Genomic DNA, 14961 nt, shown 5'->3' with positions numbered 1-14961 from the left:
TTACTGCGCGTCACGCACCGGGCGGCCGTTCAGTGGCTGCACCGGGCGCGCATTCAACGGGTAGAGCTGGGTGAACAAGCGCAACTGGTTGCGGCTGATAGTCATAGGCTGCTTGAGCACCATCCACAGCACGCCTTCCGAGCAGGGGGGTGTGGTCAAGGACCCCATGAACTGGTAGTAGCGCTGGTCGGAGGGCAGCAATTCGTTCATGTTCAGCAGCTCGCGCGGCATGCGCACGCGGTCGCCTGCGTCCAAGGGCATGTACGTCCACACCTTGTCGATCAGCGGGTTGGGTGCGGCGCCCGGATCCAGCAGCACGGCCACCACGGCCAGTTGACCTTCATCATTCTTGTGCACCAGGTGCGCCACCATGGCAAAGCGCTTGTAATTTACAGACTCTTCAGACGGTGTGTGGAAGTGGAACTGCAGCAACCGGTAGCGCGAGCCACGCACGGTGATGCTGTTGTCGCCCTGTACATCCACCTGGATGGTGTGGCCGTTGTTCACCACGGTGCCATTACTGGGTGTGTAGTTGAACTGCACCGGTTCCGCGGGGCCCTGCAGGGTGCTGCCGTCTTCGATGTTGATGGGCGACTGGCGTTTGCCGATGGCGCAGAGGTTGAAGTCAGGTTTGAGCTTGCCCCAGGCCTGCGGGCCGTTCTCGCCCTCATAGGCCCAGTGGACATCGCCACCATGTGCATCTGCAGCGGACGCACCAACTGCTGCAATTTGTGCCGTACCGCCGTGACCTGCCAATGCCGCGGCACGCGCCTGGATGTATTGCCGGCTGCTCATGCTGGAGCCTGAGCTACCTCCGCCAGCCGCGGGAGCAGATGAGCCACCGGGTACCTTGGATACATTGATCAGCAGCTTCTTTTTGCCAGCTACTTCGGTGCCCAACGCTTCGCGCAGCTGGTCGCCCACCTCTTTGGGATTGGATGCACTGGTGGCGGAGATTTCGCCCAGCACCTCTTTTTTTGCGGCTTTTGTGGGCGCTTTTTCGGCCGTTTTGTGGGCAGGATCCGCGTCATTGGCCCATGCGGGTGCGCAACACAGGGCGGCCAGAAGCAAGGCGATCAGAGCCTTGGGGCGCAGGCGCTGCGCGGCAGAGGTAGGGCGGATGGGCATGGCGGGCGCTGCCTTTCAAGCAAACACAAATGCAAATCTCCGGCGGGCCACGGGGCACGCCAGAAGGGGATAAGGTGCTTATCGGCAGTCTGCCGCCTTCTCTTGAGCGCGGCAAGCTGCGCGCTATAGTGGGCACCCCGCTGGAGTTTCTTGTTTTTTCTGCTTGGATAGGCCGCTGCTGTGAGCATTCAGACCGACGATTTTGCTGTTCCCCCGCCGCCCGCACCCCGCGTGGTGTCGGCCGCGCCCGTGTCCAACAGCGAAGAGGCCATTGAACGCGCCCTGCGCCCCAAGCTGCTCGACGAATATGTGGGCCAGGCCAAGGTGCGCGAGCAGCTGGAAATCTTTATCGGTGCCGCCAAAAAGCGGGACGAGGCGCTGGACCACGTGCTGCTGTTCGGCCCCCCTGGCTTGGGCAAGACGACACTCTCCCACATCATTGCCCATGAACTGGGCGTTAACCTGCGCCAGACCTCTGGCCCGGTGCTGGAAAAGCCCAAGGACCTGGCCGCGCTGTTGACCAACCTTGAAAAGAACGACGTTCTTTTCATCGACGAAATCCACCGCCTCTCTGCGGTGGTCGAAGAAATCTTGTACCCCGCACTGGAGGACTACAAGATCGACATCATGATCGGCGAAGGCCCGGCAGCCCGCTCCATCAAGCTCGATTTGCAGCCCTTCACGCTGGTGGGAGCCACCACCCGCGCCGGCATGCTGACCAACCCGCTGCGCGACCGCTTCGGCATCGTGGCGCGGCTGGAGTTTTATACGAATGAAGAGCTGGCCCGCATCGTCAAACGAAGTGCGGGCCTCTTGGGTGTGCCCATGGACGAGAATGGCGGTTTCGAGATCGCCCGCCGCTCGCGCGGCACACCGCGGATTGCCAACCGCCTGCTGCGCCGCGTGCGCGACTTTGCCGAGGTCAAAGGCGACGGCAAGATCACTCTCGACATTGCCAACCGCGCGCTCGCCATGCTGGATGTGGATCCGCAAGGCTTTGACCTGATGGACCGCAAGTTGTTGGAGGCCGTGATTCACCGCTTTGACGGTGGCCCTGTGGGACTGGACAACATTGCCGCCAGCATCGGCGAAGAGCGCGAAACCATTGAAGACGTGATTGAGCCCTACCTGATCCAGCAGGGCTACTTGCAGCGCACTCCGCGTGGCCGCATTGCGACGCTGGCCGCTTACCGCCACCTGGGGGTGACCGCACCATCGGGCCCGGCGGTGGATTTGCTGGGCGACTAAGTATCAGGTGTCTCGAAAAATCGCAGGGTACTTCTGTTTCCTCTTGCGTTGAAACGCGATGCAAGATTAGTTTGTTGATTAAAGATTTATAAAATATTTGGCAGAGAAAAAATAGCCACGCTAATGGCCCAACTACGGCCTGAATGTTTTTGGCGATCACAGGGAGTGAAGAGTATGAAGTCTGCCTACATGACGCTTGGCCTTCCAGGGGATGCGAGTCCAGAGGAAATCCGACAAGCATTGACGGCTGCTCAATCGAGGTTCACCAAAGAACATCTGGTAAATCACCCCGAAGATATGGAGCGGCTTCAGTCAATCCGAGACGCTGGCAAGATCCTCTTAAATCCGGAGATGCGGACGGCCCATGACCGCAAGTTGCAGGCAAGTTCAGTTAAGCCTCCGCTTCCGATGCAATATGTGACAGAGGTTGGTCAAAAGCCTTGGTATTGGCGCCCGACTATGGTGGGCGCTTTGCTGGTCGTCGTGTTGTTTTCTGCCGGTGGCTACCTGCAGTATCAAAACCAAGAACGACGGCGGGAGCTTGCGATGATGGAGCTCGAAAAGCGAAAGATAGAAGAGCGAGAAGCCCAGCAAAAGTTGGCTGATGACGCTAGACGTGAAGCGATGGTTGCCAAAATGAACGCCGATGCTAGGGCTAACGAGGACAAACTTCGCCAAGAAAGCCTTGTTGCTTCTAGAAATGCGGAATACCAAAATTCTCTGGCCGTATCACAGCAGAATCAACGAGCTTATCTCGAGCGTGCAGAGGCTCAACGAAAAGAGTCTGCAGACAGAAATGCTAAGTACCAAGCGCAGATGGATGCCCAAAGAAATTTGGCAATTGACCAACAGCGTATTCGCAATCTTTGTATGCAGAACTACGGCAGGATCAACTGCTGAAAGAACACTTTCCACTCCTCATCATTGCATAGGGGCGTAGCTTTTCGCGGATTTGTATTTCATTGGTTTTGGTCGCACCCGTATCAGAATTTGCTATTGCGGGTGATCAGCAACTGCGCCGCAAAGTAAGTTACCAAAATCCAGAAAAAAGCCAGAGGTACCGGCGCGAGGAACTTGTTGACTGCAATCAGCGCGTCGCTCGCCATAAAGATGCATGCACCCAAAGCCACGCGCCTCGCCGCCCCATCGCCCAATGTGCTGGCCCGGCCCAAGGCTTGGGACGTCATCAGACAAATCACCATGATGTAGGCCGCCACAGCTATTTGCAGGCCCGCGTCGGGCAAATGACTCCACAGCAAGGCATAAACCGCAGCACCGAAAGCCAGCACCACTTGCAAAGCGCGGCGGTTGGCAAACCAAGGGGCATCCTGCCGGAACAGGGCGATGTAGAACGCGTGCGCCACCAAGAACGCCGCCAGCCCGGGGATAAAGTAGTCGCCCGGCAGCATCAAGAACACGTCACCCGCCAACGAAAACACCAATGAAGCCAGTAGCAGTGCGGTAGATTTTGATTGTTTTTGGCCGTTGGTGCTCATGGAATATGCGCGAGCAGCTACGAAAATAATAGCAATCGTCATGACCAGCGGCTTGGCTAGCAGGTGGCCGGGCAGCAGGTCTACCGCACTCAGGCTGGCCCATGCAGCAGCCTCTACCGCCAATACTTCCAGCATGCCCAGGCCATGTTGCATGAAGCGGCCCACTGCCCATACCGAAGCAAACAGCCCTGCCGCATACAGTGCCGCATTGGTAAAGCTCAAGCTGTCCGCAACCCACAAAAATGCCGCCACCGCACCCAGCAGTCCCAAAAACTGGAGGCCTGCGAACCACTGTTGGGTGGTGGTCAAGGGCGGGTTGAAGGTCTGCACCTGCTCCAGACGGAATGGAGGCTTGGGGTGGGCGGCGGCCAGGTCTGCCGGTTGCCAGCCTGGCGGCATGAACCAGACGCGCAGCTTGTCCATCCAGCGGCGGGTGGCCCAGCTGTCTTTGGCCAGGCCCCAGTAAACCTCGGCATTGGCCCAGACCGGGTCCCAGCTGTTGAGCGCGCCGCGGGTGCCGTAAACGCACGGCTCATCTTCGTCACGGAAGGTGCCGAACATGCGGTCCCACACCATCAGGATGCCACCGTAGTTTTTGTCGATGTACGGGTCGTTCACCGCATGGTGCACCCGGTGGTTGCTGGGTGAGCAAAACACGCGGTCAAACCAGCCCAGCTTGCCCACCTGCTCGGTGTGAACCCAGAACTGGTAGAGCAGGTCGATCAGCGCCACGATGCCGAAAACCAGCGGTGGCACACCGGCTATGGCCATGGGCAAGTAAAACACCCAGCCGAAAAACGCCCCGCTGCTGGTCTGGCGCAGGGCGGTCGAGAGGTTGTAGTGCTGGCTCTGGTGGTGCACCACATGGGCCGCCCAGAACAGCGCGACCACGTGGCCGGCACGGTGCAGCCAGTAGTAGCAGAAATCGTAAAACACCAAGGCCAGCACTACGCCGTACCAGGTGCTCCAGAAAGCTAGGTCGGGGTACAAGGCCACGGCCTTGAACACCGCGGCATAGATGCCCACGGTCAGCACTTTGGTCAGCACGCCCGCTACCTGGCTCAGAATGCCGAGGCTGATGCTGTTGATGGCGTCATTGAGCCGGTAGGCCCGGTTGCCGGGGACGCGGGCATTGGCACGTCGGCTCCAAGCGAACTCCAGGGCGATGAGGAGAAAGAAAACCGGGGTGGCGAAAACAATTATTTTGCTCATGCAGCATTTTTGCCGAGCAAGCGCTTGGTGCCGATCGGGGGAACCCTAGGCCGCGCTGGAGGGGGGCGTATATTTCCGTCCGCGGAAATCGCGCCACTGCACCCGGGTGAACCAGCCGGTGACAACGCCGAGCACTCCGTAGAAGGCCAATAGACTCCAATTCACTGCGGGGAAATCCCATGCAAACCCTATAACGGCAGATACGCTGATCAAAAAGAGCAATCCGGAGAGCAGCGACCAGATCAGCGCGAGGAAGCGCTCCACGCCAGTTTTGACGTTCTCCATGGTGTGTCGGGTTTCCTGCCATGCATCAGCCGCATCGGCCAATGGGCTTTGGGCTTGGGCTTCCAGCGCTTCGGCCACATTGCCTTGTTGGACCAGCGCTGCAAAATCACCTTGTTGCGGGCGACTTGCCCGCTTGCGCCACCAGAGACCAAAGAACACTGCGGCGATGACCGCGATGATGAGCCCGGCATACAGCAATTGGTCTTGCCAAGGGACTGAGCCGGCGTGTAGCACGTAATGGAGCATGGCAGAGTTCGGTGGGACCTCAGGCGGTGGTTTCGTCCAATGCGTCGTCTTCCAGATGGCGTGCATCGCCCCAGCCGACCAGGCTCAGACCATCCGGTGTCCACAGTAGCCGGTTGATCGCGGCGTTGCCCAAGTGCCAGGTGCGCGGGGCATGCAGCTCCTGCCGGGTGGCCAGGCGGTAAAGCATGTCCATCACGCCGCCGTGGGCTACCAGCACGATGTGTTCGCCGGGATGGCGGGAGGCAATGTCGTCCACCGTGGCCTGTACACGTACCAGCAGTTGGGTCGGGGTTTCACCGCCGGGCGGGGCGAAGTGAGGGTCGCGCTGTTTCCAGCGGCGGGACTCGTCGGGCCACTTTTCTGCAATGTCGGCCCAGGTCTCCCCTTCAAAGGTGCCGAAGCCGCGCTCGCGCAAGCCGGTGTGCAGTTGCACTTCGCGTGCGCTCGCGTGGGCAGCGTGTCGGGAAATGGCCTTCGCGGTGCTGTGGGCGCGTTGCAGGTCGCTGCTGTAGATCCTGTCTATGGCTTCTTCAGCCAATGCTTTGCCCACGCGCTCGGCTTGCCAGAGACCGCGCTCGTTCAAGCCAATGTCGAGTTGCCCTTGGATGCGGGTGTCCACATTCCAAGCGGTTTCGCCATGGCGCACGGCGATGATGCGGGTTACGGGCATTCAGGGGTTCTCTTTTCCGGGGGCGGGCAGCTCCACCACCACACGCCTGTTACCGGGGTTGGGGTAGTCCTTGAGTGCGGCTTCCAGCATGGGCGGTACGAGGTTCAGGGTGTCGCGCCAGGGACCGTCAAAGATGGCGGTGGTCTCAAAGGCCACTTGGCTGGTACTGCTGTCGCGCAGGGTCAGGTGTACTCGGTGGCGGAACCAGGGCACTTCAATGTCCGGCATCACTGGCCATTCTTCGTACAACTTGCCATCGGCACCCCGCACCAGGCGGGGGCGGGGCGGGCGGTAGTGCGGATTGCGGATGTTGTCCACGCCCAAACCCACTTGCGCCAGATAGCGGCCAGACGTGTCATTGCGGTTCAGGCCCACACGCTCCAAGGCTTCCTGCGCCATGCTCTCCAGTGTGTCCTGAAAGCCCAGGTTTTGCTGCTGCGAGGGCAGGCGTTCAAACCGGAAGTCCGCATTGCTGACCGGTAGCGCTGCGCCTGCAAAACTTTGCACATCGCTGTCGATCATGCGCGGCAGGGAGCAACCGGTCAGGCCAACCAGGGCTGCCAGAGCGACCCAGCGGGCTAGCGTGTGAAAGAGGTGAGGCATGGTGCGCTCCTCGGGTGTCAATGTAGGGCGGTGCTTTACAGGTTCACGACTTGCACACCCGGCAGCCCGGAGAGGCTGGGCAGGGTGGGAGCGGGCAGGTCTTCCGCGTCGAAGGCTTTGTCGCCGTTCTCGTCAGCGATGCCGGTGGGGCGGATGTTCTTGAAGTCGTGCTTGGTGTGGTCCATGAGGTGCGAGGGCACCACGTTTTGCAGCGCGGTAAACATGGTCTCCGCACGGCCGGGGTATTGCTTTTCCCAGTCGCGCAGCATGTTGCCAATCTGCACGCGCTGCAGGTTGGTCTGGCTGCCGCACAGCGAGCAAGGGATGATGGGGAACTCGCGGTGCGCGGCCCAGCGGATCAGGTCTTTCTCGGCCACGTAGGCCAGCGGGCGGATCACGACGAATTCGCCGTTGTCGCTGGTGAGCTTGGGTGGCATGCCTTTAAGCTTTCCACCGAAAAACATATTCAGGAAGAAGGTTTGCAACATGTCGTCGCGGTGGTGGCCCAGCGCGAGTTTGTTGCACTTGAGCTTGCGCGCCACGCTGTACAAAATGCCCCGGCGCAAGCGGCTGCACAGGCTGCACATGGTCTTGCCTTCGGGGATGTTGCGCTTGACGATGGAATAAGTGTCTTGCGTTTCGATGTGGAATTCCACCCCCAACTTGGCCAGGTATTCAGGCAAGATGTGGTCGGGGAAGCCGGGTTGCTTCTGGTCGAGGTTGACCGCCACGATCTCGAAGTTGATGGGCGCGCGCTGCTGCATCTTGAGCAGGATGTCGAGCATGCCGTAGCTGTCTTTGCCGCCGGACATGCAGACCATGACGCGGTCGCCTTCTTCAATCATGTTGAAGTCCACAATGGCCTGGCCCATCTGGCGGCACAGACGCTTTTCCAGCTTGTGGGTTTCGCGCTCGATCTTGAGTTCTTTGTTGCGGTTTGCAGCAGCTTCCGCCGCTTCGGTGGTGGTGTCTTCTTCAACCCATGTTGCGTTCATGCTTCTCTCCTTGTTGCGTTGGTGCAATGGCGGGGTGGATCACCACTCTCCGGTCTCCATGCGGATGGCAACTTCACAGTCTTCAAAAATTTCCAGTTTCGCGATCTTGACGCGCACGCCCAGCACGCCGGGCAACTGCATCAGCCGGTGGGCCAACTTGCCGATCAGGGTCTCCAGCAGGTTCACGTGCTCGGCCGTGCATTCGCTGATGATGATCTGGCGCACCTTGCGGTAGTCCAGCACGTGGTTAATGTCGTCGTCATGCGGCAGCAGGGGCTGGGTGCCCAGGCTCAGCTCGGCGTCCACCTGGATGGGCTGGGGTGCGACTTTTTCGGACTCCAGAATGCCGAGGTTGGCGTCAAAGCGCAGGCCCGTAAGGGTCAGGGTTTGGTGACCGGTGCTGGCCTTCATGTGTTCACGCCTTTCATGCGGAATACTTCGACGCCCACGCCCGCGCAGTCGGGGTACACGTCCGGTTTTTGGGTAGACAGGCGCACGGCGCGCACCTGCGGGTGGGCCAGCATCTGCTGCACCAATTCATCGCACAGGGTTTCCTGCAGTTCGACATGGCCACGCGCAATGCGGCGGGCAATGAGTTCGCGCACAAAGTCGTAGTCCACCACTTCTGACAAGCTGTCAGAAACAGGCGTGCTGCCCTCATAGGGCACGAACAGTTCCACATTAAAAATAAGGCGCTGTGACACACCTTTTTCAAAGTCATGGGCGCCGATGTGCACTTGCACTTCGTGGTCCCGTAAAAAAAGGCGGCGGCATTCCAGTGACAGGGTCACCAAGGGATCTTGGCTCATGGGTTGTCTTTCACAGAAATGGTTTCTACGGCAAACATCACATCGCGCTCCAATGGCACCAAATGTTGGCCGTTGTCCACGCACAAGGTGCTGCCGGTAATGCAAGGGTTCTCCGCCAGAAACAGGCAGGTGGCAGCGACCTGGCCGGGGTCTATGGGTTCGCGCAACAGGTTGACACGCGCGGCCTTGTCGAAGTTGTCCTGGGTTTGCGGGCCGCTCAAAAACATCAGGCCCGGAGCCACACCGCACACGCGCACGGCTGGAGCCAGCGCCTGGGCTTGCAAAGCCACTGCCCGTTCCAGCGCCAGCTTGCTGACGGTGTACGAAAAATAGTCGGGGTTGAGGTTGAACACCTTCTGGTCCAGCACATGGATGATGCTGTGCGCGCCCGGGGTAGCGTCCGCACCCAGGCTGTTGGCCATCCAGCGTGAGAGCGACAAGGGTGCCATCAGGTTGACTTCCAGCTGCTGGCGAGCGCCTTCGGTGTCGATGGCATCGCCACTGTCGGGCTCGAAGCTGGAGGCGTTGTTCACCAGGCAATGCAGCGGGCCGGACTTGGCGGCAATTTCTGCAATCACGGCCTTGCGGCTGCCTTCATCTGACAGGTCCGCATGGATGGCGTGGGCCTCATGCCCTTGGGCACGCAGCCCGCCGCACAGCGCTTCAGCCGCTTCAGCGCTGCGCTGGTAATGGCACCACACCTCCCACCCGGCCGCGGCGAAACGGGCGCAGAGGAGCGCACCCAAACGATGGGCACCACCGGTGACAAGTACGCGCTTCAACACAAATGCATCCTGAAAAAAGGGAGGGGGCGTGGGGGAAAGATAATCTGTGGCTTTACGCAACACGAGACCCATGCCCATGTCCACGACGGAGAGTATTCCGGCCAACTTGACCCGAATTATCGCGGATGCCATCGAAAAGGCGGGCGGATGGATTGGATTTGACACCTTTATGGCCCTGGCTTTGTATGCGCCGGGTTGGGGCTACTACGCCAACGGCTCCACCAAATTCGGCCAGATGCCCCAGGGATTGGTGGGTGAAGCAGGGGTCGAAGGTGCCGGTAGCGACTTTGTGACGGCCCCGGAGATCAGCCCTTTGTTCGGCCAGGCGCTCGCCCGCCAGGTAGCGCAGGTGCTGGAAGCCACAGGCACCGACGAGCTCTGGGAATTCGGCGCGGGCACCGGAGCCTTGGCGCTGCAGTTGCTCGACGCATTGGGCGACCGGGTGCGCTCGTACACGATTGTGGATCTTTCGGATTCCTTGAAAGCCCGCCAGCGGGAGCGACTGGCAGGCCATGCAGGCAAGGTGCAGTGGGTGAGCGCGCTGCCTGCGCACATGCGTGGCGTGGTCGTGGGCAATGAGGTGCTGGATGCCATGCCGGTGCAGCTGCTGGCCCGTGTGGCGGGGGCCTGGCATGAGCGCGGTGTGGCCTTGGCTCAGGGCCAATTGGTCTGGGCTGACAAGCCCAGCACCTTGCGCCCGCCCGTCGATATTGATGGCGAACATGACTACCTGACGGAAATCCACGCACAGGGTGAAGCCTTTGTCCGCACGCTGGCGGATCACTTGCAGCTTGGGGCTGCTTTCTTGCTGGACTACGGTTTCCCCGAGAGTGAGTACTACCATGTGCAGCGCTCCGGCGGCACGGTCATGTGCCACCGCGCCCACAGGGCGGATGCGGACCCTTTAAGCGATGTGGGGCTCAAAGACATCACCGCGCACGTGAACTTCACTGGTGTTGCGGTCGCCGCGCAGGACGCGGGGCTGGATGTATTGGGCTACACCAACCAGGCACACTTTCTGATGAATTGCGGCTTGGTGGAAGCCATGCAATCGCAGCCACTGCAAGCCCGTGTAGCCGCCCAGAAACTTCTGATGGAGCACGAGATGGGCGAGTTGTTCAAGGTAGTCGCGTTGGGTCGGGGTGTGGACGCTCCACTTCTGGGCTTTGCTCGTGGCGACAGGACCCACCGGCTTTAGTCCTGAGGCATTCGCGGTCTCTCCGGAGGCCCCATCGGGGTGCAGCGAAAACTAAGGCTACAATCTAAATGCGAATTGTTGTTATTTGTGTTGTGGCCGAAACAAAACGGCCGGATTAAACCCTTTGCCTGCATCATGAAACGTAAATTCCTGAACTCTTTGTTCCGCTTGGCTGCCTTGGGCGCTGCGATCGCCACCGTGGGATTGCCTGCGCAAGCGCAGACGCCTTCCGCAGAAGGCATCCTGGTCTACAACGCTCAGCACGCCAGCTTGACCCAAGCCTGGGTAGAGGCCTTCACCAAAGAAACCGGCATCAAGGTCACTTTGCGCCAAGGCAGCGATACCGAGTTGGGCAACCAACTGGTGCAAGAAGGAGCCGCCTCGCCGGCCGACGTGTTTTTGACTGAAAACTCCCCGGCCATGGCCTTGGTAGACGGTGCCGGCCTGTTTGCTCCGTTGGACCCCGCCACGATCAACCTGATTGCCCCTAGCTACCGCACCGCCCACGGCCGCTGGGTAGGCATTGCGGCGCGTAGCACCGTGTTTGTGTACAAGAAAACCAAGTTCACTCCTGAGCAGCTGCCCAAGTCGCTGATGGATCTGGCCAAGCCCGAGTGGAAGAGTCGCTGGGCTGCGTCCCCTGCGGGTGCGGACTTCCAGGCTATCGTGAGCGCGGTACTGGAGCTCAAGGGCGAGGCTGCTACAGCTGCCTGGCTCAAGGGCATGAAAGAGAACGTGGTGCCCTACAAAGGCAACAGCATTGCCATGAAGGCTGTCAACGCGGGTCAGGTTGACGGTGCGGTGATCTACCACTACTACTACTACGGCGACATGGCCAAGACCGGTGAGAACAGCGAAAAGGTGGGTTTGCACTATTTCCGCAATGAAGATCCGGGCGCATTTGTGAGTATTTCGGGTGCGGGCGTGCTGGCCTCCAGCAAGCGCAAGGCAGAAGCCCAGGCATTTGTGAAGTGGGTTGCCGGCAAAGGCGGCCAGGAAATTTTGCGCACCGGCAACTCATATGAATATGCTGTGGGTCAGGGTGCTGCTTCACACCGCAGCCTCGTACCTCTGGCGGACTTGCAAGCTCCGAAAGTCGAGCCCGCCAAACTCAATAGCAAAAAAGTATCTGACCTGATGACCCAGGCGGGCCTGTTGTAATCCATTTGTGACTTCTCTCGCGGTGCATGTTCCTGCGCCCCTGGCCCGCCCCGCGCGCCAGGGGCGTTTGTCCTGGGTGGCGCTGGCTGCGCTGCTCGTGTCCGTGCTTGCCCTGCTGCCCTTGGGTTTTGTGGCATGGGTCGCTTTTCAGAGCGGTTGGGACACGGTGGTGGCCTTGGTATTCAGGCCGCGGGTAAGCGAGTTATTGATCAACACCGCACTGCTGGTGGTCCTGACCGTGCCACTTTCCATCGTGCTTTCGTTGTCCTTGGCGTGGTTGACCGAGCGTTCAGACCTGCCCGGTGCGCGCTGGTGGTCGTGGTTGGCTGCGGCGCCTTTGGCAGTGCCGGCCTTTGTGCACAGCTACGCATGGATCAGCGTTGCGCCCGGCATGCACGGCCTGTGGGCGGCGGTGTTGATTTCGCTGGTGGCGTACTTCCCGTTTGTGTATTTGCCGATTGCGGCCGCTTTGCGGCGCTTGGACCCAGCTATGGAAGACGCGGCGGCTTCTCTGGGCTACGGCCCGTGGGCCGTGTTTATCAAAGTGGTGCTTCCACAGTTGCGGCTGGCCATCTGGGGCGGCGCACTGCTGGTGGGTCTGCATTTGCTGGCGGAATACGGATTGTTTGTGACCATCCGCTTTGACACCTTCACCACCGCCATCGTGGACCAGTTCCAATCCACTTACAACGGCCCGGCCGCCAACATGTTGGCGGGGGTGTTGGTGCTGTGCTGCTTTGGCTTGCTCGGCTTGGAAGCCGGCACCCGCGGACGGGAGCGCTATGCGCGGGTCGGCGCGGGTTCTGCCCGGCAAGTGCCTGTGCGGGCCTTGGGCCGCTGGACTGCACTTTGCCTGCTATTGCCGGCTGCGACTGCCTTGTTGTCACTGGGCGTGCCGCTGGTCACCCTGAGCCGCTGGCTGTGGGCAGGCGGCGCGGAGGTCTGGAACTTCAAGGAATTGGCGCCCGCACTCTGGCAAACCTTGCTGTTGGCCGGTTTGGGGGCCTTGCTCACTACCGTATCTGCGGTACCCATGGCTTGGTTGTCTATCCGGTCGCCCGGGAAAGTGCAGCGTTGGGTGGAGGCGGCCAATTACCTGGCCGGCGCACTGCCCGGCATCGTGGTGGCGCTAGCACTGGTCACTATCACCGTGCGCGTGGCGCTGCCGCTGTACCAGACAGTGTTCACTGTATTGCTGGCCTATGCGCTCATGTTTTTACCCCGTGCGCTGGTGAGCCTGCGCGCCGGCATCGCACAAGCTCCCATGGAGCTGGAGCAGGCTGCACGCAGCCTGGGGCGCACACCTTTGCAGGCCCTGTGGCAGATCACCATGCGCTTGGCGGCACCCGGCGCAGCATCAGGCTACGCCATGGTGTTTTTGGCCATTACCACTGAACTCACGGCCACTTTGTTGTTGGCCCCCAATGGCACCCAGACGCTGGCGACCGCTTTCTGGTCCCACAGCTCGGAGATCGACTATGCCGGCGCCGCGCCTTATGCGCTGCTGATGGTGCTGATGTCGCTCCCACTGACTTGGATGCTTTACCGCCAATCTCGACGCATGGCTGGACGATGACGACTCTTGAACTGCACGGTGTGCACAAATCGTATGGAAATGTGGCGGCCCTCAAGGGCATACAGCTGAGCGTGCCGCGCGGCAGCCGCACCGCCATCGTGGGGCCTTCGGGCTCCGGCAAGACCAGCCTCTTGCGCATCATTGCAGGCTTTGAGGCGCCTGACGCAGGTCGCGTGGTGTTGCAGGGTGATGTGCTTGCGGACGGGCCTGCCATCGTGCCTGCGCACCAGCGTGGCATTGGCTATGTGCCGCAAGACGGCGCGCTGTTTCCTCATTTGAGCGTCGCTGACAACGTGGGCTTCGGGCTGGACAAATCGGCTCCCGATCGCAAGTCTCGCATTGATGAATTGATGGACATGGTTTCGCTGGACCGTGCCATGCTGCAACGCCGCCCGCATGAACTCTCTGGTGGGCAACAGCAGCGCGTGGCGCTGGCGCGCGCCCTGGCGCAGCGGCCCAAGTTGATGCTGCTGGACGAGCCGTTTTCCGCGTTGGATACGGGCTTGCGGGCTTCCACGCGCAAGGCGGTCGCCCAGTTGTTGCAAGACGCGGGCATCACCACCATCCTTGTCACACATGACCAGGCGGAGGCTTTGTCTTTTGCAGACCAGGTCGCTGTGATGCGCGGCGGCCTGCTCGCGCAGGTGGGCACTCCCTTGGACTTGTACTTGCGCCCGAACGATCCTGTCACTGCCAGCTTCTTGGGCGATGCAGTGGTGCTCGACGCGACGCTATCAGCCGGCTGGGCGGACTGCGCCCTGGGCCGGCTGCCCACGCAAGAACACGCCCGGGTGGGCGCTGGCCAAATTTTGTTGCGCCCTGAGCAGCTGTCAGTCAGTCCGCTGGATACGGCGGCAGTATCCGCAGGGGGGGCGCAGTCCTGTGTGGGCACGGTGGTTGAGGCCGATTTCTGCGGTTCGGTATGTGAACTGATTGTTCAGTTGGATACGCCGGTCACCGGTGGTCGTGTGCACGTGCACAGTGCAGGGCTGGAGGCGCCTACCGTGGGTGCACGGGTGCAGGTGTCGGCGCGTGGCATGGCCCACGTGTTTCCCGCATCCTGATATTCGGCAGTAACAGCCCCGTAACGACGAGGGTGTGATGCGGGGTAGGATAGCCGCGCCGTTTTAAGGATTGTTTAATCATGCAAACTACCTTGCGAACCGAGACCATCGAACGTACCCAGCGCCCCTGGGGCTGGTACGAGACCATCTCAGAAGTACCGGGCAACAAAATCAAGCGCATCGGTGTGTTCCCCGGTCAGCAACTGAGTTTGCAAAAGCATCACCAGCGTGCAGAGCATTGGGTGGTGACAGAAGGCATTGCCCGGGTCACACTGGATGACCGCCAGTTTGACCTGAAGCCCGGTGAGTACTGCGACATTGCCATCGGGCAAGTGCACCGCCTGGCCAATCTGACCGACGGCCCGGTAGAGATTGTGGAAGTACAGTTCGGTAGTTATCTGGGTGAGGACGATATCGTGCGTCTCCAGGACGACTACGGCCGCAACTGAAACCCAACCCCTGTAAATTTCAAGATTTGAGAGCGA

The 14961-nt window shown here is 60.5% G+C and carries 16 protein-coding genes; 7 read left to right on the top strand and 9 right to left on the bottom strand.

The genetic code is table 11. The features are described from left to right. Complete coding sequence (locus ACOAP0_RS06070; protein WP_498375163.1) at positions 1-1128, bottom strand: carbonic anhydrase; 1128 nt, start codon at positions 1126-1128, stop codon at positions 1-3. A gap of 180 nt (positions 1129-1308) precedes the next feature. On the opposite strand from ACOAP0_RS06070, the gene ruvB reads away from it, so the two are divergent. Together ruvB and ACOAP0_RS06060 are read left to right on the top strand one after the other, a co-directional pair. Next, the gene (gene ruvB / locus ACOAP0_RS06065) at positions 1309-2376 is read left to right on the top strand and encodes a Holliday junction branch migration DNA helicase RuvB (RefSeq protein WP_498375164.1); all 1068 of its coding nucleotides are present in this window, start codon (positions 1309-1311) and stop codon (positions 2374-2376) included. Positions 2377-2550: 174 nt separating this feature from the next. After that, positions 2551-3276 (top strand): hypothetical protein, encoded by a 726-nt coding sequence (locus ACOAP0_RS06060; protein ID WP_498375165.1) that lies wholly within the window; start codon positions 2551-2553, stop codon positions 3274-3276. 83 nt (positions 3277-3359) lie between these two features. Here ACOAP0_RS06060 and ACOAP0_RS06055 read toward each other — a convergent pair whose 3' ends face one another. The 8 genes from ACOAP0_RS06055 to ACOAP0_RS06020 are packed head-to-tail and all read right to left on the bottom strand — an operon-like array spanning position 3360 to position 9477. Next, positions 3360-5084 carry a lysoplasmalogenase family protein gene (locus ACOAP0_RS06055; protein ID WP_498375166.1) on the bottom strand — a complete coding sequence of 575 codons (1725 nt, stop codon included), beginning with the start codon at positions 5082-5084 and terminating at the stop codon, positions 3360-3362. Between the two features lie 45 nt (positions 5085-5129). Then, on the bottom strand, positions 5130-5615 hold the full coding sequence (locus ACOAP0_RS06050; RefSeq protein WP_498375167.1) for a hypothetical protein: 486 nt from the start codon (positions 5613-5615) through the stop codon (positions 5130-5132). Between the two features lie 19 nt (positions 5616-5634). Then, positions 5635-6285: a histidine phosphatase family protein gene (locus ACOAP0_RS06045; protein WP_498375168.1), complete on the bottom strand. Its 651-nt coding sequence runs from the start codon at positions 6283-6285 to the stop codon at positions 5635-5637. Beyond that, positions 6286-6888 carry a DUF4136 domain-containing protein gene (locus ACOAP0_RS06040; protein WP_498375169.1) on the bottom strand — a complete coding sequence of 201 codons (603 nt, stop codon included), beginning with the start codon at positions 6886-6888 and terminating at the stop codon, positions 6286-6288. Between the two features lie 35 nt (positions 6889-6923). Next, positions 6924-7883 carry a tRNA 2-thiocytidine(32) synthetase TtcA gene (gene ttcA, locus ACOAP0_RS06035; protein WP_498375170.1) on the bottom strand — a complete coding sequence of 320 codons (960 nt, stop codon included), beginning with the start codon at positions 7881-7883 and terminating at the stop codon, positions 6924-6926. A gap of 39 nt (positions 7884-7922) precedes the next feature. Beyond that, positions 7923-8294 (bottom strand): dihydroneopterin aldolase, encoded by a 372-nt coding sequence (locus tag ACOAP0_RS06030; protein WP_087495090.1) that lies wholly within the window; start codon positions 8292-8294, stop codon positions 7923-7925. Continuing rightward, complete coding sequence (locus ACOAP0_RS06025; protein WP_498375171.1) at positions 8291-8692, bottom strand: dihydroneopterin aldolase; 402 nt, start codon at positions 8690-8692, stop codon at positions 8291-8293. Before ACOAP0_RS06025 ends, ACOAP0_RS06030 begins: the two co-directional genes overlap by 4 nt. Continuing rightward, positions 8689-9477, bottom strand: a complete 789-nt coding sequence (locus ACOAP0_RS06020) for an SDR family oxidoreductase (protein ID WP_498375172.1) — start codon at positions 9475-9477, stop codon at positions 8689-8691. Before ACOAP0_RS06020 ends, ACOAP0_RS06025 begins: the two co-directional genes overlap by 4 nt. 76 nt (positions 9478-9553) lie before the next feature. Here ACOAP0_RS06020 and ACOAP0_RS06015 point away from each other — a divergent pair, with 76 nt between their 5' ends. The 5 genes from ACOAP0_RS06015 to ACOAP0_RS05995 all read left to right on the top strand — a co-directional run bounded on the left by ACOAP0_RS06015 (position 9554) and on the right by ACOAP0_RS05995 (position 14925). After that, entirely contained in the window at positions 9554-10675 is a 1122-nt protein-coding gene (locus tag ACOAP0_RS06015; RefSeq protein ID WP_296511313.1) for a class I SAM-dependent methyltransferase, read from the top strand. A 135-nt stretch (positions 10676-10810) separates the two neighbouring features. Further along, on the top strand, positions 10811-11836 hold the full coding sequence (locus ACOAP0_RS06010) for an iron ABC transporter substrate-binding protein (RefSeq protein WP_296511309.1): 1026 nt from the start codon (positions 10811-10813) through the stop codon (positions 11834-11836). Between the two features lie 7 nt (positions 11837-11843). Then, the gene (locus ACOAP0_RS06005; RefSeq protein WP_498375173.1) at positions 11844-13412 is read left to right on the top strand and encodes an ABC transporter permease; all 1569 of its coding nucleotides are present in this window, start codon (positions 11844-11846) and stop codon (positions 13410-13412) included. Further along, positions 13409-14476: an ABC transporter ATP-binding protein gene (locus ACOAP0_RS06000; protein ID WP_498375175.1), complete on the top strand. Its 1068-nt coding sequence runs from the start codon at positions 13409-13411 to the stop codon at positions 14474-14476. Before ACOAP0_RS06005 ends, ACOAP0_RS06000 begins: the two co-directional genes overlap by 4 nt. A gap of 80 nt (positions 14477-14556) precedes the next feature. Continuing rightward, complete coding sequence (locus tag ACOAP0_RS05995) at positions 14557-14925, top strand: phosphomannose isomerase type II C-terminal cupin domain (RefSeq protein WP_498375176.1); 369 nt, start codon at positions 14557-14559, stop codon at positions 14923-14925. Positions 14926-14961: the final 36 nt, after the last annotated feature.

This window comes from Curvibacter sp. Hmag1.1 (assembly GCF_059769165.1).
This window is presented reverse-complemented; position numbering and strand designations above follow the sequence as displayed.

Coding starts and splice junctions, on each gene's coding strand:
- ACOAP0_RS06070 (WP_498375163.1), bottom strand. CDS start 1,128: ATGCCCATCCGCCCTACCTCTGCCGCGCAGCGCCTGCGCCCCAAGGCT.
- ACOAP0_RS06060 (WP_498375165.1), top strand. CDS start 2,551: ATGAAGTCTGCCTACATGACGCTTGGCCTTCCAGGGGATGCGAGTCCA.
- ACOAP0_RS06055 (WP_498375166.1), bottom strand. CDS start 5,084: ATGAGCAAAATAATTGTTTTCGCCACCCCGGTTTTCTTTCTCCTCATC.
- ACOAP0_RS06050 (WP_498375167.1), bottom strand. CDS start 5,615: ATGCTCCATTACGTGCTACACGCCGGCTCAGTCCCTTGGCAAGACCAA.
- ACOAP0_RS06045 (WP_498375168.1), bottom strand. CDS start 6,285: ATGCCCGTAACCCGCATCATCGCCGTGCGCCATGGCGAAACCGCTTGG.
- ACOAP0_RS06040 (WP_498375169.1), bottom strand. CDS start 6,888: ATGCCTCACCTCTTTCACACGCTAGCCCGCTGGGTCGCTCTGGCAGCC.
- ttcA (WP_498375170.1), bottom strand. CDS start 7,883: ATGAACGCAACATGGGTTGAAGAAGACACCACCACCGAAGCGGCGGAA.
- ACOAP0_RS06030 (WP_087495090.1), bottom strand. CDS start 8,294: ATGAAGGCCAGCACCGGTCACCAAACCCTGACCCTTACGGGCCTGCGC.
- ACOAP0_RS06025 (WP_498375171.1), bottom strand. CDS start 8,692: ATGAGCCAAGATCCCTTGGTGACCCTGTCACTGGAATGCCGCCGCCTT.
- ACOAP0_RS06015 (WP_296511313.1), top strand. CDS start 9,554: ATGTCCACGACGGAGAGTATTCCGGCCAACTTGACCCGAATTATCGCG.
- ACOAP0_RS06010 (WP_296511309.1), top strand. CDS start 10,811: ATGAAACGTAAATTCCTGAACTCTTTGTTCCGCTTGGCTGCCTTGGGC.
- ACOAP0_RS06000 (WP_498375175.1), top strand. CDS start 13,409: ATGACGACTCTTGAACTGCACGGTGTGCACAAATCGTATGGAAATGTG.
- ACOAP0_RS05995 (WP_498375176.1), top strand. CDS start 14,557: ATGCAAACTACCTTGCGAACCGAGACCATCGAACGTACCCAGCGCCCC.